The organism is Ruegeria sp. CF1, assembly GCF_056537445.1.
In genome coordinates this window covers 165,030-184,574 of sequence record NZ_JBQFRN010000007.1, presented here as the reverse complement: position 1 = coordinate 184,574, position 19,545 = coordinate 165,030, and the positions used below count along the sequence as shown (strand labels likewise).

General features: G+C 59.6%; 28 protein-coding genes. 9 read left to right on the top strand and 19 right to left on the bottom strand.

Features of this window, described 5'->3' with window-relative positions; genetic code table 11:
* Nucleotides 1-21: 21 nt before the first annotated feature.
* The 12 genes from ACRZ96_RS14150 to folK form a co-directional block, all read right to left on the bottom strand.
* Nucleotides 22-534, bottom strand: a complete 513-nt coding sequence (locus ACRZ96_RS14150; RefSeq protein WP_170392610.1) for a GNAT family N-acetyltransferase — start codon at nucleotides 532-534, stop codon at nucleotides 22-24.
* Nucleotides 535-553: 19 nt separating this feature from the next.
* Complete coding sequence (rnc, locus tag ACRZ96_RS14145; protein WP_170392611.1) at nucleotides 554-1,231, bottom strand: ribonuclease III; 678 nt, start codon at nucleotides 1,229-1,231, stop codon at nucleotides 554-556.
* Nucleotides 1,228-2,067, bottom strand: a complete 840-nt coding sequence (gene lepB, locus ACRZ96_RS14140) for a signal peptidase I (protein ID WP_170392612.1) — start codon at nucleotides 2,065-2,067, stop codon at nucleotides 1,228-1,230. The genes rnc and lepB overlap by 4 nt, the downstream gene beginning before the upstream one ends.
* A 59-nt stretch (nucleotides 2,068-2,126) precedes the next feature.
* Nucleotides 2,127-2,546, bottom strand: a complete 420-nt coding sequence (acpS, locus tag ACRZ96_RS14135; RefSeq protein WP_170392613.1) for a holo-ACP synthase — start codon at nucleotides 2,544-2,546, stop codon at nucleotides 2,127-2,129.
* A gap of 1 nt (nucleotide 2,547) precedes the next feature.
* Complete coding sequence (locus ACRZ96_RS14130; RefSeq protein ID WP_480814764.1) at nucleotides 2,548-3,525, bottom strand: NADPH:quinone reductase; 978 nt, start codon at nucleotides 3,523-3,525, stop codon at nucleotides 2,548-2,550.
* A 16-nt stretch (nucleotides 3,526-3,541) separates the two neighbouring features.
* Complete coding sequence (locus tag ACRZ96_RS14125) at nucleotides 3,542-3,868, bottom strand: Dabb family protein (protein ID WP_170565060.1); 327 nt, start codon at nucleotides 3,866-3,868, stop codon at nucleotides 3,542-3,544.
* Between the two features lie 16 nt (nucleotides 3,869-3,884).
* Entirely contained in the window at nucleotides 3,885-4,508 is a 624-nt protein-coding gene (locus ACRZ96_RS14120) for a LysE family translocator (protein WP_170425202.1), read from the bottom strand.
* Nucleotides 4,505-5,251: a pyridoxine 5'-phosphate synthase gene (locus tag ACRZ96_RS14115; RefSeq protein WP_170392617.1), complete on the bottom strand. Its 747-nt coding sequence runs from the start codon at nucleotides 5,249-5,251 to the stop codon at nucleotides 4,505-4,507. Before ACRZ96_RS14115 ends, ACRZ96_RS14120 begins: the two co-directional genes overlap by 4 nt.
* Complete coding sequence (locus ACRZ96_RS14110) at nucleotides 5,244-5,942, bottom strand: DUF2062 domain-containing protein (RefSeq protein ID WP_170392618.1); 699 nt, start codon at nucleotides 5,940-5,942, stop codon at nucleotides 5,244-5,246. The genes ACRZ96_RS14115 and ACRZ96_RS14110 overlap by 8 nt, the downstream gene beginning before the upstream one ends.
* Before the next feature lie 16 nt (nucleotides 5,943-5,958).
* Complete coding sequence (locus tag ACRZ96_RS14105) at nucleotides 5,959-8,091, bottom strand: RelA/SpoT family protein (RefSeq protein WP_480814763.1); 2,133 nt, start codon at nucleotides 8,089-8,091, stop codon at nucleotides 5,959-5,961.
* Between the two features lie 25 nt (nucleotides 8,092-8,116).
* The gene (rpoZ, locus tag ACRZ96_RS14100) at nucleotides 8,117-8,470 is read right to left on the bottom strand and encodes a DNA-directed RNA polymerase subunit omega (RefSeq protein ID WP_010437681.1); all 354 of its coding nucleotides are present in this window, start codon (nucleotides 8,468-8,470) and stop codon (nucleotides 8,117-8,119) included.
* A gap of 94 nt (nucleotides 8,471-8,564) precedes the next feature.
* Nucleotides 8,565-9,146 carry a 2-amino-4-hydroxy-6-hydroxymethyldihydropteridine diphosphokinase gene (folK, locus tag ACRZ96_RS14095; RefSeq protein WP_170565063.1) on the bottom strand — a complete coding sequence of 194 codons (582 nt, stop codon included), beginning with the start codon at nucleotides 9,144-9,146 and terminating at the stop codon, nucleotides 8,565-8,567.
* A gap of 126 nt (nucleotides 9,147-9,272) precedes the next feature.
* Between folK and ACRZ96_RS14090 the strand changes: the two genes are divergently transcribed.
* From ACRZ96_RS14090 to ACRZ96_RS14060, 7 genes are all read left to right on the top strand, one after another.
* On the top strand, nucleotides 9,273-9,848 hold the full coding sequence (locus ACRZ96_RS14090) for a LabA-like NYN domain-containing protein (protein WP_039541714.1): 576 nt from the start codon (nucleotides 9,273-9,275) through the stop codon (nucleotides 9,846-9,848).
* A 202-nt stretch (nucleotides 9,849-10,050) separates the two neighbouring features.
* Nucleotides 10,051-11,001 (top strand): 4-hydroxy-3-methylbut-2-enyl diphosphate reductase, encoded by a 951-nt coding sequence (ispH, locus tag ACRZ96_RS14085; protein WP_480814762.1) that lies wholly within the window; start codon nucleotides 10,051-10,053, stop codon nucleotides 10,999-11,001.
* Nucleotides 10,998-11,450: a DUF3429 domain-containing protein gene (locus ACRZ96_RS14080; RefSeq protein WP_480734725.1), complete on the top strand. Its 453-nt coding sequence runs from the start codon at nucleotides 10,998-11,000 to the stop codon at nucleotides 11,448-11,450. The genes ispH and ACRZ96_RS14080 overlap by 4 nt, the downstream gene beginning before the upstream one ends.
* Entirely contained in the window at nucleotides 11,447-12,034 is a 588-nt protein-coding gene (locus tag ACRZ96_RS14075) for a class I SAM-dependent methyltransferase (protein ID WP_170565069.1), read from the top strand. The genes ACRZ96_RS14080 and ACRZ96_RS14075 overlap by 4 nt, the downstream gene beginning before the upstream one ends.
* Nucleotides 12,027-12,494 carry a ribonuclease HI gene (rnhA, locus tag ACRZ96_RS14070; RefSeq protein ID WP_170402325.1) on the top strand — a complete coding sequence of 156 codons (468 nt, stop codon included), beginning with the start codon at nucleotides 12,027-12,029 and terminating at the stop codon, nucleotides 12,492-12,494. The genes ACRZ96_RS14075 and rnhA overlap by 8 nt, the downstream gene beginning before the upstream one ends.
* Nucleotides 12,491-13,114: a trimeric intracellular cation channel family protein gene (locus ACRZ96_RS14065; protein ID WP_170392625.1), complete on the top strand. Its 624-nt coding sequence runs from the start codon at nucleotides 12,491-12,493 to the stop codon at nucleotides 13,112-13,114. Before rnhA ends, ACRZ96_RS14065 begins: the two co-directional genes overlap by 4 nt.
* 24 nt (nucleotides 13,115-13,138) lie before the next feature.
* Nucleotides 13,139-13,738 (top strand): COG3904 family protein, encoded by a 600-nt coding sequence (locus ACRZ96_RS14060; RefSeq protein WP_170392626.1) that lies wholly within the window; start codon nucleotides 13,139-13,141, stop codon nucleotides 13,736-13,738.
* On the opposite strand, the gene speB is transcribed toward ACRZ96_RS14060, so the two are convergent.
* From speB to def (ACRZ96_RS14030), 6 genes are all read right to left on the bottom strand, one after another.
* Entirely contained in the window at nucleotides 13,735-14,556 is an 822-nt protein-coding gene (gene speB / locus ACRZ96_RS14055) for an agmatinase (protein ID WP_170513426.1), read from the bottom strand. The two genes, ACRZ96_RS14060 and speB, sit on opposite strands and share 4 nt — an antisense overlap.
* Nucleotides 14,557-14,618: 62 nt before the next feature.
* Complete coding sequence (locus tag ACRZ96_RS14050) at nucleotides 14,619-14,855, bottom strand: GlsB/YeaQ/YmgE family stress response membrane protein (protein WP_170392628.1); 237 nt, start codon at nucleotides 14,853-14,855, stop codon at nucleotides 14,619-14,621.
* Nucleotide 14,856: 1 nt separating this feature from the next.
* Nucleotides 14,857-15,093: a hypothetical protein gene (locus tag ACRZ96_RS14045; protein WP_170392629.1), complete on the bottom strand. Its 237-nt coding sequence runs from the start codon at nucleotides 15,091-15,093 to the stop codon at nucleotides 14,857-14,859.
* Between the two features lie 6 nt (nucleotides 15,094-15,099).
* A complete protein-coding gene (gene fmt, locus ACRZ96_RS14040) occupies nucleotides 15,100-16,014 on the bottom strand; it encodes a methionyl-tRNA formyltransferase (protein ID WP_170609168.1) in 915 nt (304 codons plus the stop codon).
* A gap of 23 nt (nucleotides 16,015-16,037) precedes the next feature.
* Nucleotides 16,038-16,532 carry a peptide deformylase gene (def, locus tag ACRZ96_RS14035; RefSeq protein WP_170513416.1) on the bottom strand — a complete coding sequence of 165 codons (495 nt, stop codon included), beginning with the start codon at nucleotides 16,530-16,532 and terminating at the stop codon, nucleotides 16,038-16,040.
* The gene (def, locus tag ACRZ96_RS14030; protein ID WP_170392632.1) at nucleotides 16,529-17,047 is read right to left on the bottom strand and encodes a peptide deformylase; all 519 of its coding nucleotides are present in this window, start codon (nucleotides 17,045-17,047) and stop codon (nucleotides 16,529-16,531) included. The genes def (ACRZ96_RS14035) and def (ACRZ96_RS14030) overlap by 4 nt, the downstream gene beginning before the upstream one ends.
* A gap of 94 nt (nucleotides 17,048-17,141) precedes the next feature.
* On the opposite strand from def (ACRZ96_RS14030), the gene ACRZ96_RS14025 reads away from it, so the two are divergent.
* A complete protein-coding gene (locus ACRZ96_RS14025) occupies nucleotides 17,142-18,314 on the top strand; it encodes a MalY/PatB family protein (RefSeq protein WP_480562514.1) in 1,173 nt (390 codons plus the stop codon).
* 28 nt (nucleotides 18,315-18,342) lie between these two features.
* Complete coding sequence (locus ACRZ96_RS14020; protein WP_480814761.1) at nucleotides 18,343-19,041, top strand: fumarylacetoacetate hydrolase family protein; 699 nt, start codon at nucleotides 18,343-18,345, stop codon at nucleotides 19,039-19,041.
* 91 nt (nucleotides 19,042-19,132) lie between these two features.
* Here the strand turns inward: ACRZ96_RS14020 and ACRZ96_RS14015 are convergent, their stop codons facing one another.
* A complete protein-coding gene (locus tag ACRZ96_RS14015) occupies nucleotides 19,133-19,486 on the bottom strand; it encodes a hypothetical protein (RefSeq protein WP_170392635.1) in 354 nt (117 codons plus the stop codon).
* Nucleotides 19,487-19,545: the final 59 nt, after the last annotated feature.

Genomic DNA, 19,545 nt, shown 5'->3' with positions numbered 1-19,545 from the left:
TGGCCGGGCTTGATCGCGCGATCAGGTTGTAGTGTTCAACGCCAGAACTTGGTTCGGATAGGCTTGGTCCCCGATCCGAAAATCTGTGACTCCGACCTGCCGGAACCCTTTGGCTAGATAGAAGTCGATTGCGGGCGTGTTCTCGGAATTGGTTGTCAGCCAAATCGACGGGCGCCCTTTTTCACGCATGTAGTCAATCGCGATATCGAGCAGCGCTGAGCCGATGCCTTTACCTTGATGGCGGTGCTGGACGTAGAACGTCACGATTTCTAGGTCAGAAAGCCCGTCCACAGGTGCGGCGCGACTTTCCGCAAGCCGAATATAGCCGTCGATCCCGTCTTCGTTTTCAGAAACCATCAAGAGATCTTGGCCGTCGTCCAATATGGCTTCGAACCGGGCGGTTGTGAATTCGGACAGTGCGAATTCGGCAAAGAAGGAATTCACACCACGCTTTAGGTAGGTTCCGATCCAGACCTCAATCGACAGGGCCGCAAGGCTGGCGGCGTCGGTTTTTTGGGCGGGTCTGATCTTCATGATCTGGCCGCAAAACGGATCAAGACAACTGTTCCAACAGAGCCTTTGCCGCTGCCTGTTCGGCCTGTCGCTTGGAGCCTGCGGTGGCCTGAGCTTCGGTACCATTTTGCAGACGAGCGGCGATCGTGAAGATCGGGGCATGGTCAGGGCCGGTGCGTTTGACCTCGACATAGCTGGGTGGTTTCTGGCCGCGGGCCTGTGCCCATTCCTGCAGGGCGGTTTTTGCATCGCGGGCGTCGGCCTCGACCTTGTGGATGCGATCGCCCCAGAGGGCGAGGATCACGTCTCGGGCAGCCTCGAATCCTGCGTCGCGGTAGATGGCCGCGATGACCGCCTCCATCGCGTCGCCCAGCAAGGCCTGCTTGCGACGACCTCCGGACAGCATCTCGGACCGGCCCAGTTTCAGCACCGCACCCAAATCAATCTGGCGGGCCACATCGGCGCAGGCTTCCTTGCGCACCAGCGCGTTGAAACGGGGGGCCAGTTGGCCTTCGGAAGCTTTCTTGTCGGCCTCAAGCAAAGCAGTGGCCATGACGAGACCCAGGACGCGGTCGCCCAAAAATTCAAGACGCTGATTGTCGGGGCGCGTGGCAGAGGACACCGAGCCGTGGGTCAGCGCACGCACCAGCAGTTCAGGGTCGGAAAACTCATACCCCAAGCGTTGCTGGAACGCCTTTATCTCAGCCGATAGCTTCAATTGACCGCCTTGAAGAAGCGGTCACCGCGCCATGTCCAGAAGAACAGCATGGACCGGCCAGCGGAGGAGAACATGATCCGGTCGGCGCGACCGATCAGGTTTTCGTAAGGAACATAGCCCACGCCACCGGCGGATTGCGGCAAGCGGCTGTCGGCCGAGTTGTCGCGGTTGTCGCCCATGAAGAAATAGTGGCCCTCGGGTACAGTATAGACCCCGGTATTGTCCGATCCCTGATTGCCGATGTTCAGCACGTCGTAGGACACGCCATTTGGCAGGGTCTCGATCAGGCGGTTCTTTTCGCAAACACCGCCGATCCCGACGGGACCGTTGGAACAGCGCGGGCGCAGGCCTTGTGGGCCCTGCGGTTCAGCAACTTCGGTGAACACACCATCGGGTTGCTGCGGCACAGGAGTGTCGTTGAGGATGATTTGACCTTCACGAATCTGGATACGATCACCCGGCAGGCCGATCAGTCGCTTGATATAGTCGCGCCCTGTTACCGGATGGCGGAAGACGATGACATCGCCCCGCTCGGGATCGCCACCCAGCAGACGGGAGTTGTCATCACCCTGCATCCAACCGCACACATCCTCGGCATCGATGTTCAGGCCGACGCTGGGGATGATCAGGCTAGGGCAGGACGCGTAGGAATAGCCATAGGCCATCTTATTGACGAAGAGGAAATCACCGATCAGCAGCGTCTGCTTCATGGAGCCTGAGGGAATCCAGAACGGCTGAAAGAAAAGCGTGCGGAAAACGCCCGCGATCAGCAGGGCGTAGACGATAGTTTTGATCGTCTCCCAGACGGCGTTTCCGGATTTGGCTTCCTCGGCCATACTGCTCTCTCCAGTCTATGCGTGGTTGGGGTGCTACATGCGTGTCGGGTGGAGGCAAGTCAAGGCTGCGCGGGTGCTTCTTGCAGCGGGCGGGCCTCGATCACCACAAAGGCCTGCGCCCAGGGATGATCATCGGTCAGGGTGACGTGGATGATCGCCTCGTGGCCTTCGGGAGTCATTTCTTTCAGACGCTCGGCGGCCCAGCCGGTGACATGCATAACGGGCTGACCCGTGCGCAGGTTGGTCACCGCCATATCTTTCCACGCGATCCCCATCCGCAGGCCGGTGCCTAACGCCTTCGAGCACGCCTCTTTCGCGGCCCAGCGTTTGGCGTAGGTGCCCGCAGTATCGGCGCGACGCTCAGCCTTGCGTTGTTCGGTTTCAGTGAAGACACGGTTACGGAAGCGGTCGCCGAACCGGTCGAGCGTGCCCTGAATGCGGTCAATATTAGCGAGGTCGGTGCCGATGCCGAGGATCATGTCAGACCTCCAACACAACGGTCCCGAGCTTTTGCCCCGCTTCGACCATTGCGTGTGCATTTGCCGCATCCATCAGCCCTCCGCCGGGGACGACGGCGTGCGACAGTGCGCCTTGTTCCAGCCACTGGCCCAACTGCGCCTCGCCACGACGGCGGGCCGCGGCGTCGAGTTGGTAGACGATCAGCATATGCAGGCGGATGTTCTTGAACATGAAGCCATAGAAATCCAGTTCGGGCTTCATTTGCGAAGCCGAGGCATAGCTGGCGATGGTGCCACCGGGGCGGATCATAGAAAGGGAAGCGGGTTGGTTGGCGGCGAAATCAACCTCGACAATGCGGTCTATGCCTGCGCCGTTGGTCATGTCCATCGCCGCCTCGGCCACGTCTTGCGTGCGGTACTTGATCCATTCGGACGCGCCGGAATGGGCGGCTTTTTCATCTGAACTGACCGTTGTGATAACGCGCGCGCCACCCAACGCGGCCATCTGGCAGGCGTAGCGCCCAACCGTTCCTGCACCACCGGTCACAAGCACAGTCTGGTCATTGATCGGTCCGTCACAATAGAGCGCATACCATGCAGTCAAGGCTGGGATACCAAAACACGCGCCCTCGGCGAAGCCGGTCGTATCTGGAAGGAATACGGCCTGTTCGGAGGGTAGCGCAATGTATTCGGCCCCAGTGCCAAAAGCGCGTTGCCATTGGCCGTTCCAGATCCAGACACGTTCGCCGACGCGCGCGGGATCGACCCCTTCGCCTACGGCCTCAATCACTCCGGCCCCGTCCGAGTGGGGAACAACCATAGAGTATTGCATCACAGCGCCAGGGCGCGCGCCGCCGCGCAGCTTGACGTCTGAGGGGTTGATGCCGCTGGCGTGGACCCGGACAAGAACGTCGCCTGGGCCGGGGTTGGGCGTGGGCAGGTCGACCAATTCTAGGACGTCCGACGCCGCACCGAATCCGCGATAAGTAATTGCTTTCATGAAAGTCCCTCGTCTCCTATTGGTCAACCGCGTCGGGCATTTCCAGATCGAACACCAAAACGCCCTCGGCCCCGTCCACGCACAAAGCGACAAGCCGAGCGCCCAGCTGCTGGTGGGTTTCGTCACTGGCGTAGCGCCGCAGGTCGGCCTGAGCCGCGAAATCCAGTGTGAAGCCGTAGGGATAGCTTGGGGATTTTGCCTCAAAATCGCGGTTGGGGCCGTGGGTGAAGCCACCGCAGCCAGACAAACGGTCTGCGACCGCGCCCAGCCCATCCATCACAGCTGCAAGCTCTGCGGTGTCGTGATCGGGCTTGAGTCGCAGCATCACGCAATGTCGGATCATCCTTGCACCTCAGAGGTCATGACAGGCGCACCGTGAGGATCTTGTAGCTGGCCACGCCAAAGAAACCCGCGAAGGCAAAATCAAACCATCGGCGGGCGCGGCGATAGGCGTTGACCATGCGCGCAGACGAAAACAGGAAGGCGTAGCCGATGAAGATCAGCAGTGAACCCGCATAGAGCATGGCGAAATAACCCAGCAGCATAGCAAGGCTGGCGTCATTTGGCGCAACGATGGCGTAGATCGAGCCCCAGCTGAGGATCGCCTTGGGGTTGGTCAGGTGGATCGCTGCACCCTTGGCAAATATCGTACCCAATGAGCCGGTGACCGGATTGCCCAGCGCCACTTCATCCGAAGTCAGCGCGCGACGTAGCGCCTTGAGCGCCAGCCAGCCCAGATAAGCGACGCCGATATAGCGGATCACCTCGAACACCCAGACATTGGCCAGCATGATCGCCGACAGCCCCAGTGCGGCGGCGATGCCCCACGCGGCGGACCCGGCGCAGATGCCCAGCGCAAAGGCCAGACCGGCGGTGCGGCCTTCGTTCATGGCGGTTCCGGCGATGCCCATGGTGGCAGGGCCCGGAGAGCCCCCGGCCATGAGCCATGCAAACCAGATCGCCACAAAACCGGGTGTGATCATGCCCGCGCCTCGTCCATCAGGCGGCGCATTTCGTGAACCGCCGGGGTGAGGCCGCGAAAGATGGCCTCGCCGATCAGGAAGTGGCCGATGTTCAGCTCACGCACTTCAGGGAAGGCTGCCACCGGTTGTACGGTGTCGTAAGTCAGCCCGTGACCCGCATGAACTTCAAGACCCAGCGAATGGGCATAGGCGGACATCTCGCGCAGGGCTTCCAGTTCGCGCGCGGCGTCGTCCAGTTTGCCTTCGGCGTGGAAATCGCAATAGGCACCGGTGTGCAGTTCGATCACCTCGGCCCCGATGCGGTGGGCGGCGTCGATCTGGCGCTGGTCGGCGGCGATGAAGATCGACACGCGGCAGCCCACATCGCGCAAGGGCGCAATGAAATGGGCCAGCTTATTTTCCTCGCGCGCGACTTCTAACCCCCCTTCGGTTGTGCGTTCCTCGCGCTTTTCGGGAACGATGCAGACGGCGTGTGGCTTGTGGCGCAGGGCGATTTTCTGCATCTCGTCCGTTGCGGCCATCTCGAAGTTCAGCGGCACCGACAGGATCTCCATCAACCCGTCGATATCGGCGTCCGAGATGTGGCGGCGATCTTCGCGCAGATGTGCTGTGATGCCGTCGGCCCCGGCCTCTTCCGCGATCCGGGCGGCGCGTAGTGGGTCGGGATAGGCCCCGCCGCGCGCATTCCGCACGGTGGCTACGTGGTCGATATTCACGCCCAGACGCAAACGGTTGTCAGACATCTTTCGAATCCTTCATTGTCCCTGAGGTCGAGCCTAGTGGTTTTGTCGGGGGAACGTCAGCCTCTGCCTGAGCAAGGCGTTTGATTTGTTCAAACTTCGCTTTGATTCTGGCGCGGCGGCGTTGCTGATAAGTACGGATAAGCGGCAGGCTAAGATAGGCGCAGATCACTCCGGCCACGATGCCTGGAATGACCCCGCCGATCATATAAGGAAAGAACACATCGTCATAGAACCGGCTAAGCCCGTGCCAGTCCGCCTCGCGATGGGTGAACATGGCGATGCAATTGTCCTTGAGATCGCCCATCGCATCCGCAAATTTCCCCATCAACCCATCGGTATCGTCTTTGCGGAACTTGGTCCCCAGCAGGAAATGCCCGGTTTGCAGGCTGATGACCGCGATCGGCACATAGGTCAGGGGATTGCCAAAGAACGTGCCGCTGAGCGCGGCAAGAATGTTGCCGTTCAGCAGCCGCGCCAGCACGGCGGCGACCAGGAAATGCAAGCCATAGAAAGGCGTGAATGAGGCAAACACCCCTGCCCCGATGCCACGCGCGATGCGTTCCGGGCTGTCAGGCAGGCGCCGAACCCGATGTTTGACATAGTGAAAGGCACGGGTCCATCCGCCGCGCGGATAGACGAACTCTGACGCGACTTGGACAGGCGAGCGGCGATCTCGGCGCTTGAAAACCACTCGTGATCACCCCTTCTCAGCCAGCCGCAACGGCGGGTTTCGCACTTTCCCGGTACCGTTCGACCGCAGCAACGTCGCTTTCAGCCTCGAGCATCAGCATCAGCGAATGCAACTGTTCAAGGTCGCGAAGTTCGACATTGATCATCAGCCGATAAAAATCCGGTTTGCGGTCGACAAATTCGAGGTTCGAGATATTGGCCTTTTTCTCGCCGATCAATGTGCAAATACGCCCCAGCACCCCGGCATCATTGCCGATGGTCAAATCCAGCGTCGCGCCATAGACGGCGGGGTGGGTGCCCGAATGCCAGTGCAGATCAACCCAGCGCTCGGGTTCATTTTCAAACTCGGTCAGGCGATCGCAGTCGATGGCGTGCACGACAACACCCTTGCCGCGATATGTAATTCCGACGATGCGCTCGCCTGGCAGTGGCTGGCAACAGGGGGCACGATCGAATTTCTGGCCCGGTTCAAGCCCGATCACAGCACGACGGGGCGAGATCGCGTCGCCATCATCCTTGGTGAGTTCGGGATATACCGCTTCGACCACCTCATGGGCGGTCAACTCGGCACTGCCCAGACGGGCCAGCAACTCGTCCCGATCTTTTAAACGCAGGTGTTTGGCAGCGGTTTCCAGCGCCTTGTCGGTGGCTTTGCGGCCCAGGTTTTCGAACCCGGCGCGGGCCAGTTCCTTACCCAGCTTGATGAAGCGTTCCCGGTCGACCTCGCGCAAGGCGCGGCGGATCGAGGTGCGGGCTTTGCCGGTGACCGCGATCTCAAGCCAAGTGACCTGCGGGCTCTGGCCATCGGCGGTGATGATGTCCACCGATTGACCGTTCTTGAGCCGGGTCCAAAGCGGCACACGAATGCCATCAACCTTGGCCCCCACGCAGGCATGACCAATGCGGGTGTGGATTGCGTAAGCAAAATCAATCGGCGTCGCCCCACGCGGCAGTTTCACCACATCGCCCTTGGGGGTGAAGCAGAACACCTGGTCCGAATACATCTCGAGCTTCACAGCTTCGAGGAAATCCTCATGATCATCCTCGCTGTCGAATTGCTCGGTCAGGTTTGCGATCCACTTTGCCGGGTCAACCGCAAAGGGGTTTTCGGACCGCACACCGTCGCGATAGGACCAGTGCGCTGCAACGCCGGTTTCGGCCACATCGTGCATCTGGCGGGTGCGGATCTGGACCTCGACCCGTTTGCCGTCGCGCCCCGAAACTGTTGTGTGGATCGAGCGATAACCGTTCGATTTCGGTTGGCTGATATAGTCCTTGAATCGCCCTGGCACCGCGCGCCAGCGCTGGTGGATGGCACCGAGTGTGCGATAGCAGTCTTCCTCGGTCTGGGTGATGATGCGGAACCCGTAGATGTCGGACAAACGTGAGAAACCCTGATCCTTTTCCTGCATCTTACGCCAGATCGAATAGGGTTTCTTGGCGCGACCAAAGACTTCGGCTTCAATGCCCGCCTTTTCCAATTCGTGCCGCATGTCGCCGGTAATGCGATGGATCACGTCGCCGGTTTCGCGTTGCAGAGTGATAAAGCGGCGGATGATCGACTGGCGGCCTTCGGGGTTCAGGACGCGGAAGGCAAGGTCTTCGAGTTCCTCGCGCATCCATTGCATCCCCATCCGGCCCGCAAGCGGCGCGTAAATATCCATTGTCTCACGCGCTTTTTGCACCTGCTTTTCAGGGCGCATCGCCTTGATCGTGCGCATGTTGTGCAGACGGTCGGCGAGCTTGACCAGAATAACCCGAAGATCCTTGGACATGGCCATGAACAGCTTGCGGAAATTCTCGGCCTGTTTGGTCTCACGGCTGGACAGCTGCAGGTTGGTCAGCTTGGTGACGCCATCGACCAGCTTGGCGACCTCATCCCCGAACAGTTCGGTAACCTTGCCATAACTGGCTTTGGTGTCTTCGATCGTGTCGTGCAACAGGGCCGTTATAATGGTCGCATCATCCAGACGCTGTTCGGTCAGGATGGCGGCAACTGCAACGGGATGAGAGAAATAGGGCTCGCCGGAATGGCGGAACTGGCCTTGATGCATCTGTTGGCCAAATTCATAGGCCCTTTCGATGCGGTCGGCATTTGTCTTGGGATTGTAATTGCGGACCAGCGCAATCAGGTCTTCTTCTGAAATCATCCGGTCCGCACCTTTGTCGCTTGGGTTACCCCTGGCCCTGGGCCTCCATCAGAGCGCGCAGGAGCTTTTCTTCCGACATGTCGTCATCCGCAGGCTTGTCAGATTCCGCACCCATCAGCAGGGCCATCTGATCTTCTTCGGGCTCATCAACCTCGATCTGGGTCTGGTTGGCTTCGATCAGACGTTCGCGCAGCTCATCAGCGCTTTGGGTTTCGTCGGCGATTTCGCGTAGCGAGACGACAGGGTTCTTGTCGTTATCGCGGTCAACGGTGATCGGGCCACCAGCAGAAATCTCGCGTGCCCGGTGGGCTGCAAGCATCACCAGTTCGAACCGGTTCGGGACCTTGTCTACACAATCTTCGACCGTAACGCGGGCCATGGGGCGCTCTCCGTAAATGAATCCGTGGCAGGAAGGGGTTTATCTAAGCGCGAATCCCCGCCTTGACAAGCAAGAAATGCCGCAAATGCGAGGATCACAGAGGCTTGACCTCTGCCACCTCATCGGGCGGCAAGGCTGCAACCATCTGCGTCACTGTCCGGTCCAGAACGGGATGGCGCCAATCGGGGGCGACATCCATCATGGGAACAAGCACAAAAGCGCGGTCCTGCAAGCGCGGATGGGGCAGGATAAGGTGTTCCGGCGCAGATTTGGTCTGATCTTCGGGGGGAAGGGTCAGCCAGCGCTGGTATTCGGCGTCATCCGGCAGCACAAGTTCATCCCAACAGACCAGATCGAGGTCCAGAGTGCGCATGCCCCAACGCTGTTCACGGGCGCGCTCAAAATCATGTTCGATGCGGTGCAGCAGGTCCAGAACACCCTGTGGCGTGAGGTCCGATTCGATCAAAACCGCTGCGTTGACATAGTCCGGCCCTGCCCCTGCCGGAAAGCATGGGGTGGCAAAAAACCGGCTTATCTTGCGAATCACCAAGCCAGCCTCGGCCATCGCGATCAGCGACCGCTCAAGTGTCACCTTGGGCCCACAACCTCTCAGACTGAGATTTGCCCCTAGGGCAATGACCGCTTTTGACAAGGTTTTGTCCACTTCAGACCCCATATTCGGACCAGAGAATACTTGCGATAAAGCCTAAAACACCTATTTTTAGGACACCATTGCACTGACCTATTACTTTATCACTCACGGAGCTCACGGTGCGGTGGCTTATACCGGAAGGACCATTTTATGTTTTACAAGGACGAACGGCTAGCGCTGTTCATCGACGGCTCGAATCTTTATGCAGCCGCCAAAGCACTGGGGTTTGACATCGACTACAAGTTGCTGCGTCAGGAATTTATGCGCAGAGGCAAACTGCTTAGAGCTTTCTACTACACAGCGCTACTGGAAAATGACGAGTATTCCCCGATCCGGCCTCTGGTGGACTGGCTGCACTATAATGGCTTCACCATGGTCACCAAACCGGCCAAGGAATACACCGACAGCATGGGGCGTCGGAAGGTCAAGGGAAACATGGATATCGAGCTTACCGTCGATGCCATGGAACTGGCACCACGCGTTGATCATATCGTACTGTTTTCGGGCGATGGGGATTTCCGCCCGCTGATCGCAAGCCTGCAACGGCAGGGCGTACGTGTTTCCGTTGTTTCGACCATCCGTAGCCAGCCGCCGATGATTTCGGACGAACTGCGCCGCCAGGCCGATAACTTCATTGAGCTGGAAGACCTGCGCGACGTGATCGGCCGCCCTCCGCGCGAGATGCCGACTGAACCCCGCAGCGTCGCAGCTGCAGGCGGGCACTGACCCCACCAAACCCCACCACTCACCAATGGGGGTTGGCAAGAATATGCGCGGCCAGGGCCAGAAGCCCTGGCCGCGCGACTTTAAAGGTATAGGTGCTGAAAACACCCTTGTGCTAACAGCGATTCATGTCAGTGAAATGACGCAGTGCTGTCTGGACCATGGCAATGAAAAGACCTAGGTGTTCGGTCCAGGAGATCGCCGAATGACAAAGCCGCCGCTGACATTATATCTGGCCGCCCCGCGCGGGTTCTGCGCCGGTGTGGACCGTGCCATCAAGATTGTGGAAATGGCCCTTCAAAAATGGGGGGCGCCTGTCTATGTGCGCCATGAGATCGTGCACAACAAATTCGTCGTCGACGGGCTGCGCGCCAAGGGTGCCGTGTTTGTAGAGGAGCTGGACGAATGCCCTGATGATCGCCCCGTGATCTTCTCGGCCCACGGTGTGCCAAAATCGGTGCCCGCCACAGCAGCCCAGCGCGAGATGATATATGTCGACGCCACCTGCCCGCTTGTATCCAAGGTACATGTCGAGGCGCAGCGCCATGCGGATGCCGGGCTGCAGATGATCATGATCGGCCACAAGGGCCACCCCGAAACCATCGGCACCATGGGGCAACTGCCCGAGGGCGAGGTGCTGCTGGTTGAAACGGTCGAAGATGTGGCGCAGGTCGCTGTGCGTAACCCCGAAAAGCTGGCCTTTGTCACCCAGACAACCCTATCGGTGGATGACACCAAGGACATTATTGCCGCGCTTGAGGCCCGCTTCCCCGCCATCGTCGGGCCGCACAAGGAAGACATTTGTTATGCCACCACCAACCGGCAGGAAGCGGTGAAAGCTGTCGCTCCGAAGGCCGATGCCTTGCTGGTGGTGGGTGCGCCGAACTCATCGAATTCACGTCGTCTGGTCGAGGTCGCCTCGCGCGCCGGATGCAGTTATGCGCAGCTGGTGCAGCGCGCGACCGAGATCGACTGGCGTGCGCTGGAGGGGATTTCCAGCATTGCGGTCAGCGCCGGGGCGTCCGCGCCCGAGGTGCTGGTGAACGAGGTGATCGATGCATTCCGCGACCACTACGATGTCACCGTCGAACTGGTCGAAACCGCTGTCGAGAATGTCGAGTTCAAAGTTCCCCGCGTATTGCGGGAACCATCATGAGCGGCATCCCCCGCGCGCCGTTATTCCTTGGTTTGACTGGGCTGATCCCGTTTGTCTGGGGCGCGCTGACTTATCTGAACGGTGATTTGAACGATTGGGGTCGGCAGACGCTGGGGTCGCGCTTCGTGGGGCCGTATATTCAGCTATTTTATGGCTCGGTAATCCTGAGTTTCATGTCGGGCGTGTTGTGGGGCTTCGCCACCAAAACCTCAGGCAGCAAAGCTGCGGCCTGTTACACCTTGTCGGTGTTACCTGCACTTTGGGCATTTTTCACGACCGGCGGCGGTCCGGTGAATGCGGGCACCAACCTGATGTATGGGTTTGCGGGCTTGCTTTTGCTGGACGCCATGTTCTCATATTGGCGGTTGACCCCGGTCTGGTGGATGCGGCTGCGCGTCCTGCTAACTGCTGTCGTGCTGACCTGTCTTGCTATGGGAGTTTACCTGTGAGTGATGAACGGACCATCAAGGCCTACACGGATCGCGTTGCGGATTACCTAAGGATCCCCCTGCCCGCCGAGCAGCTAGAGGCGCGTCAGGCTTTTGTAGATGCGGTCCGCGAGGGTGGATATGTGCTGGATCTGGGCTCGGGTCCCGGATCAGACAGCGCGTTTCTGATGCGGCAAGGGCTGAAGGTACGGGCGCTGGATGCAACCCCTGCCTTTGTTGAACATGCGCGGAGCAACGGTGTTGACGCCCACCTTGGCACCTTCGATGACGTCACCGAGGTGGCAGAGTATGACGGCGTCTATGCCAGTTTCTGCCTGCTGCACGCCCCGCGCGCCGATTTCCCGCGTCATCTGAACGCGATCCACACCGCACTGAAGCCGGGCGGGCAGCTGTTTCTAGGAATGAAGCTGGGCACGGGCGAGCATCGCGATGATTTGGACCGTTACTATACCTATTATTCAGAGACCCAGATCAAGGACGCCCTGACCTCGGCAGGTTTCACCATTGATCGTACCATGCAGGGAATGGGGAAAGGTTTGGCCGGGTCTTACGACGGATTCATTCTGGTATTCGCTCATGCCTGATCTCTTTGCCTATACCGATGGTGCCTGTTCCGGAAATCCCGGCCCCGGCGGCTGGGGCGTACTGCTGCGCGCGATGGATGGCGAGACCATCCTGAAAGAACGCGAGCTGAGCGGAGGCGAAGCCGAGACAACCAACAACCGGATGGAACTGCTGGCTGCAATCAGTGCTTTGGAGACGCTGGAGCGGCCCTCGAAACTGACCATCGTCACCGACAGCGCTTATGTGAAGAACGGCGTGACGGGATGGATTTTCGGGTGGAAGCGGAACGGCTGGAAGACGTCGAACAAGAAGCCGGTCAAAAATGTCGATCTGTGGCAGCGGCTGGATGAGGCGCAAGAGCGGCATCAGGTGACCTGGGAATGGGTCAAGGGCCATGCGGGCCATCCCGAAAATGAACGCGCGGATGAGTTGGCACGCGCTGGCATGGCTCCATTCAAACCTAAGAAGGCGCAGGCGTGAGCGGGCTTGCCCTGCTGGATTACGCCTCGGTTTTGGTCTTTGCGCTGACCGGTGCGCTGGTGGCCAGCCGAGCGCAGCTTGATCTGGTCGGGTTTGCCTTCATCGCCTGTCTGACGGCAGTGGGCGGTGGTACCGTACGCGACTTGCTGCTGGACCGACATCCGATCTTCTGGGTCGGTCAGCCCGCTTATATCCTGATCGCTTGCGGCGCTGCGGTGCTGGTATTTTTTACCGCTCATCTGGTCGAAAGCCGGTATAATTGGCTGGTCTGGTTGGACAGTTTCGCCCTGTCCATCGCGGTCGCTGCTGGCACGGGTGCAGCGTTGTCACTGGATCAATCCGGTATCATCGTAGTGCTGATGGGGGTGACCACGGGCTGTTTGGGCGGCTTGATGCGTGACGTGGTGTGCAACGAGGTGCCGCTGGTACTGAAACAGGGTGAGCTTTATGTATCCTGCGCCTTTATCGGAGCCTTGACCGCTGTGTTTGCCACCCGCCTCGGGCTGGAAGGCCTGCTGGCATTGGGCTTATGTGCATTGATTTGCTGGGCGTTGCGCGCCGGATCTCTGCTGTTCGGTTGGCAGTTGCCGGTTTACAAGGCCCGACCGCCTCGGCAATAGGGTAGAAACGGACAAGAGATCGCGATGACCTACAGACTTTCGTTTCTGGCCACGGCACTGCTGCTAACGGCATGTGCAGAGCAATACGCCCCGGTGAGCTTCACGGCAGTGGGCAATCAGATCGTCGCGTCCGGAACGATCGACCACACAACGCTCAGCGCGTTTGAAGAAGTGATGGACGAGAACCCCGAGATCAAGACGCTGGTGCTGCAAAATATCGAAGGTTCGGTCGATGATGACTCGAATGTGGTCTTCAGTCGCGTAGTGCGTGAGGAAGGGTTCGACACGGTGGTTCCGTCAAACGGGCTGGTGGCCTCGGGCGGCACCGATTTGTTTCTAGCCGGTAACCGACGCGTGCTGGAACCCGGCGCCTGCGTGGGCGTACACAGCTGGGGCGGCGGCGGCTATGTCGCTGCGGAGCTACCCGAAGATCACCCCGAGCATGACCGGTATTTGAACTATTTCGAAGATATCGGCGTCGATCCCGACTTCTACTGGTTCACGCTGGATGCAGCATCCGAGGAAGAGATGCACTGGATGACGGCGTCCGAGGCGAACCGGTTCGACATGACTACACGGTCCGCCCCTCGCCTTGGCACTGCCGCAATCTGCGACGAACGTTAGCGACTGAGCAGCTGCGCGCCGATTTCCTTGACGAATTTCGCCGCCACCATGGCGGTCATGCCATAGGGGTCGCGGTGCGGGTTCAACTCGACAATATCCGCGCCGATCAACTGGCCTTTGAACCGATGGATCAGGTCGATCACCTCACGCGTGCTGAGACCGCCGGGTTCGTGATGTGAAACGCCGGGGGCAAAGGCCGGATCCAGCGCATCGAGGTCCAGTGACAGATAGACCGGGCCGTCAAAGCTGATCTCCAGATCGGGGCGCCAGTTGCGCATGTCGATCACCTCGACCCCGAACTTGTCGGCCTGTTCCTGTTGGTGCTTGTTCATGGTGCGGATCCCGACCTGAACAAGACGTTTGATCTTGCCGGTCTCCATCACGCGGGCAAATGGACAGCCATGACCCAGCGGGCCAATCTGCTGGCTGTCATAAAGGTCGGGATGGCTATCAATATGCAGGACATTCAGCCCCTCATACCGGTCCGCATGCGCCTTGATCAGCGGATAGGCGACCGAGTGATCGCCCCCCAACGACAATAATCGTGCACCGGCTTCGATCCGGGCGGCGGCCCCTGCCTCGATCCGGTCGATGGGTTCCTGCCCCATCATCTCGAACACATCCAGATCGCCGGTGTCTTTGAAGCGGTCGGTTGCGCCCAGATCAGTGCCATCCTCGGCGGTCAGGTTGGCCGCGCCGGAATGCAACGCCTCGCGGATGCGACCCGGGGCAAAGGCGGGGCCTTGCAGGAATGAGGAATGCAGGTCCAACGGCACGCCCATCAGCGCGACGTCTCCGGCGGTCAGATCATGCGACATGAGAGGCCTTTCAACAAAGAATTGACGGGACATTGGTCGCAGATCACGGTCGGGTCAAGCGATCAGCGGCGGATATATGTCTGCCAAATCCATATCACCAAAAGCGCGCCCAGAACGGCGCCGATAAACCCTGAGAGCCATCCCATCACGGTGATGAGCGTGCGTAGGACCAAACCGCCTACCAAAGCGCCGACAATGCCGATCAGCATGGTGGTTGGAATATCGGCCTCGATCCGCATTAGGCGGGTGGCGAGGAAACCTGCAGCGGCTCCGACGATGATCAGGGCGATGATCGGCATATCATTTCCTCCAATGCGTGGGCACGATGATCAGCGCACCGATCGAGGACAGCACCGCGTCCAACCCCGGCGGGCCAAAGCTGATGCCGAACATGATGCGCACGAAATAGAACAGGAAAGCACCACCCACGCAGATGATGATCGACTGCAGATAGCCGTTATGGGTAAAGCCAGTCTGTTCAGACAGATAGCCTACGATCCCGGCAATCACGACCGTGCCCATCATGATCATGATCATGTACGCCTACTCCGATGACAGGCGGGTCCCGGCCGGCATGGGCCATCCCCGCAGAAAAGTTTCCCTATCCTGCGCGCCCTTGCCTGCCCGTTGCAAGCGCAGCAACTCAACTGCGCCTTCGCCGCAAGCCACGCGCAGGTGGTCGTCCAGCACCTCGCCCGGAGTGCCCCGTCCTTCGGCCAGCCGCGAAGCCAGTAGTTTGATCCGATTACCCTCGACCTCGGTCCATGCGCCGGGGAACGGGGAGAGACCACGGATTTTTCTATCGACTTCGGACGCGGGGGCCGACCAGTCGATACGTGCCTCGGATTTGTCGATCTTGGCGGCGTAGGTCACGCCCTCATCGGGCTGCGGGTCAGGTGTAAGGCTGTGCAGTTTGGCCAGAGCCTCAACAATCAGAGCCGCGCCCATATCCGACAGGCGGTCATGGAGTTGCGCCGTGGTTTCCTCAATCCCGATCTCGGTGGCTTCGCGCAGCAGAACGGGACCGGTATCCAGCCCGGCCTCCATCTGCATGATACAAACACCGGTTTGCACATCGCCTGCCATGATCGCGCGGTGTATAGGCGCGGCCCCACGCCAGCGCGGCAACAGGCTGGCGTGAATGTTCAGGCAGCCATGGGTTGGCGCGTCCAGAATAGGTTGTGGCAGGATCAGGCCATAGGCGACGACCACCGCGATATCGGCGTTCAGCGCGGCAAAGCTGGCCTGTTCTTCGGGCGATTTCAGCGAGGTCGGATGGCGAACGTCTAAGCCCAGCGCCAAGGCACGCGCGTGCACCGGGGTTGGACGGTCTTTTTTACCGCGACCGGCGGGGCGTGGCGGTTGGCAATAGACGGCGGCGATTTCGTGCCCGGCACGGACCAGCGCATCCAGCACCGGCACCGAGAAATCTGGCGTTCCCATGAAGATGATACGCATCCGTCCCTCCGTAGGATGGGGTTTCACCCCATCTTCTGTGCTTTGCGCAGCAGCATGTCGCGTTTGACCTTGCTGAGCCGGTCGAAATACATCCGCCCGTTCAGGTGGTCGATCTGATGCTGCACGCTGGTGGCCTCGATGCCGACAAAATCGCGGCGGTCGATCTGGCCCTGTTCGTTGAGAAATTTCACAGTCACTGCGCGCGGTCGCTTTACCTTGGCGGACACGCCGGGCAAGTTCGGGCTGGCCTCGTCATGTTCACGCAGCTCAACCGAGCTGTGCAGAATCTCGGGGTTGGCCAGTCGCACAGCTTTGCCCCGCTGGGTCGAGCCATCCACGACAGCCAGCCGCAGCATCACTCCGATCTGCGGCGCAGCGAGGCCAACGCCCGGCATCGCCTCCATCGTATCGATCATGTCATCCCAGATGGTGCGGATGTCGTCGGTGATCTCGGGGACGTCCTCGGCCTTGGTGCGCAGACGTTTGTCGGGCCATGGCAGGCAGGTCCGCACCGTCATGTGCGGGCCTTTTCGCGCTTGAGCTTTTGCATCTTACGCGTGATCATCTGACGCTTGAGCGGTTTGAGATAGTCGATGAACAGCTTACCGTTCAGATGGTCGATCTCATGCTGCACACAAGTCGCCCAGAGATCATCAAAGGTTTCCTGCTGCAGATTACCGTCACGGTCCAGCCAGGTGACATCAACCGTCTTCGGGCGCGTGACTTCGGCATATTGCTCAGGGATCGACAGGCAGCCTTCTTCGTAGACGTTGGTCTCATCCGAGGAGGCGATGACCTCGGGGTTGAACATCACCAGTGGGCGTGGGGCCTCACCTTCTTCTTTGACGCAGTCCACCACGATCAGCCGGTCGAGCACACCGATCTGCGGCGCAGCAAGGCCAATACCGGGCGCGTCATACATCGTCTCCAGCATGTCATCGGCCAGTTTGCGCAGATCATCGGTGATGTCAGCCACCGGCGCGCAGACCTTTTTCAGGCGGGGATCGGGATGGATCAGGATATTACGTTTCATGGGGCTGATTTAGGCCATCGCGCCCGCCTCCGCAACGGCCCCCTTGCACCTTATGGATTTGTGGTTAGCTTTCGCCTCGACAGATGGAGATGACATGACTTTCAACGACCTGATCGACCGCCGGGGCACCAACTCTTCAAAATGGGACAAGATGGAGCAGCTTTACGGTGTCGCCCCCGAGGATGGGCTGGCCATGTGGACGGCTGATTCCGACTATGCCACGGCCCCTTGCGTGATCGAGGCGGTGCGGGAAGCGGCCGATCATGGCGCGTTTGGATATTCATGGATGCACCCGGATTATCTGAATGCAATCCAGTGGTGGATGAAGACACGCCACAACTGGGAGATCGACACCGATTGGATTCTGACCTCGCAAGGGTTGGGCAATGCGATTGCCCTGTGTCTGGATGTTTGGAGTGAACCGGGAGATGGCGTCGTGATCTTCACGCCCGTCTACCATGAGTTTGCCCATAAGGTGAACAAATCCGGCCGCCGCGTGGTGGAATGCCCGCTGGTACGCGATGGCGACAGCTATGGGCTTGATCTGGACGATGCGCAGTCGCGGTTGGACGGATCAGAAAAGCTGCTGCTGTGGTGCTCGCCGCAGAACCCGTCAGGTCGGGTCTGGACGCCGGATGAACTGCGCGCTGTAGCGGCGTTTGCAGAACGCAACGGGCTGATCCTTGTGTCGGACGAGATTCACCATGATCTGGTTTATCCGGGCAACACCTTCGTACCGATGGATACGGCCGCCCCTGATGCGCGCCCGTGGACGGTGACACTGACCGCGGCGTCGAAAACATTCAACATCGCCGGTCAGCGTACCGGCAACATGATCATTCCCGACGCCAAGCTGCGGGCCGAGATGCGGCACCGGATCACCACGCTGGACTATGACCCCAGTGCGTTGGGTGTGGCGATGATCACTGCCGCCTATTCGCCGGAAGGTGCAAAATGGGTCGATGAACAAATTGCCCACCTGGACGCGAACCGGAAGCTGTTTGATGCTGCCATCGCCGAGATACCGGGCCTGTGGTCGATGCCTCTGCAGGCGACCTATCTGGCATGGGTCGATTTTTCGGGCACGGGTATGAGCCACGATGAGTTTGTCCGCCGCCTACGCGAAGATGCGCGGATCGCGACATCCTCAGGCCCCGGTTTTGGCACCGGTGGAGAAACCTTCGAGCGCTTCAATCTGGCCACCCAACGCGAGCGGGTTGAAGAAGCCTGTGCGCGATTGAAGGCAGCCTTTGGCGATTTACAATGAACCCCGTTCAAAAAAACGGAGGCACGTCATGCCCAACCACCTTTTTACGCTTCCGGACATCCCAAGCATCCCGGTGCAGGGGGAACAGGCGACCTATCCGATCGGGCGGATTTTTTGCGTCGGCCGCAACTATGCCGCCCACGCTGCCGAGATGGGGCATGAGGTGGATCGTCAGGCGCCGTTTTACTTCACCAAATCCGCGCCCAACGCGGTTTTGACCGGAGCGCATGTGCCGTATCCGGCAGGCACCGAGGATTATCATCACGAAATGGAACTGGCCGTTGCAATCGGCAAACCGGTTTTTCGGGCCACAGCCACTGAGGCCCGCAACGCGATTTTTGGCTATGGCTGTGCGCTGGACATGACGCGCCGCGACCTGCAGATCCGCGAGCGCAACAAGCAGCGCCCCTGGGATCTGGGCAAGGATGTGGAAAACGGCGCGGTCTTCGCTCCGCTGACCCGCGCCGATGACTGGAGCCCATCTGATGACAAGCGCATCTATCTGAGCGTCAATGAGCGGGTCGCACAAGACGCCACATTGTCTGAGCTGGTCTGGAAGATCGATGAACTGATCTCCCATCTATCGGGTTTCTACCATTTGCGCCCCGGCGATCTGATCCTGACCGGCACACCCGCCGGGGTCGGGCCTGTGGTCGCCGGAGACCGAATTGAAGGCGGCATCGATGGTTTGGCTCCTGTGCACCTGACCCTGACGGCCTCCGACTAAACCGTCCGGCCTGATCCCTGAGAATCTTGAGGCCCCATTACCGCCCGAGCGCCGGTGGCGCGTCGGTGCCAAAGATCAATCGGTGCGCGCGTCAGTCGCGGTTTTCAAGCAATGCGATCGGTGCATCCGGGGCGCGGTAGAAATCCAGTGGAGCCTTGTCCGTCGCCACAGTGTTACGCTTGAACTCATAGCGCATTTCACCCACCGCTTCTTCGTCTGCGATTATCAGGCACTGATACATGTGGTTGGCACCGTCATAGATATCGACGAGCCCACGCAGGCGCGGCGTGGTTTCGGCCTCGACGGTGAAACCATCCTTCCACAATGTCAAAATTTTGAAGCTATTGTCGCCAACCTCCACCCGCAAACGGCTGGATTTCTTGAGGGTAGCGATTCGGGCCGCATCCAATTCGGCGCGAATTTCCTTGGAAACATAGGTACTCATAATAAACTTCCCCCCTTAACACTCATTAGTCTGACGCGATTCCTGTAAAAATCCAGTGA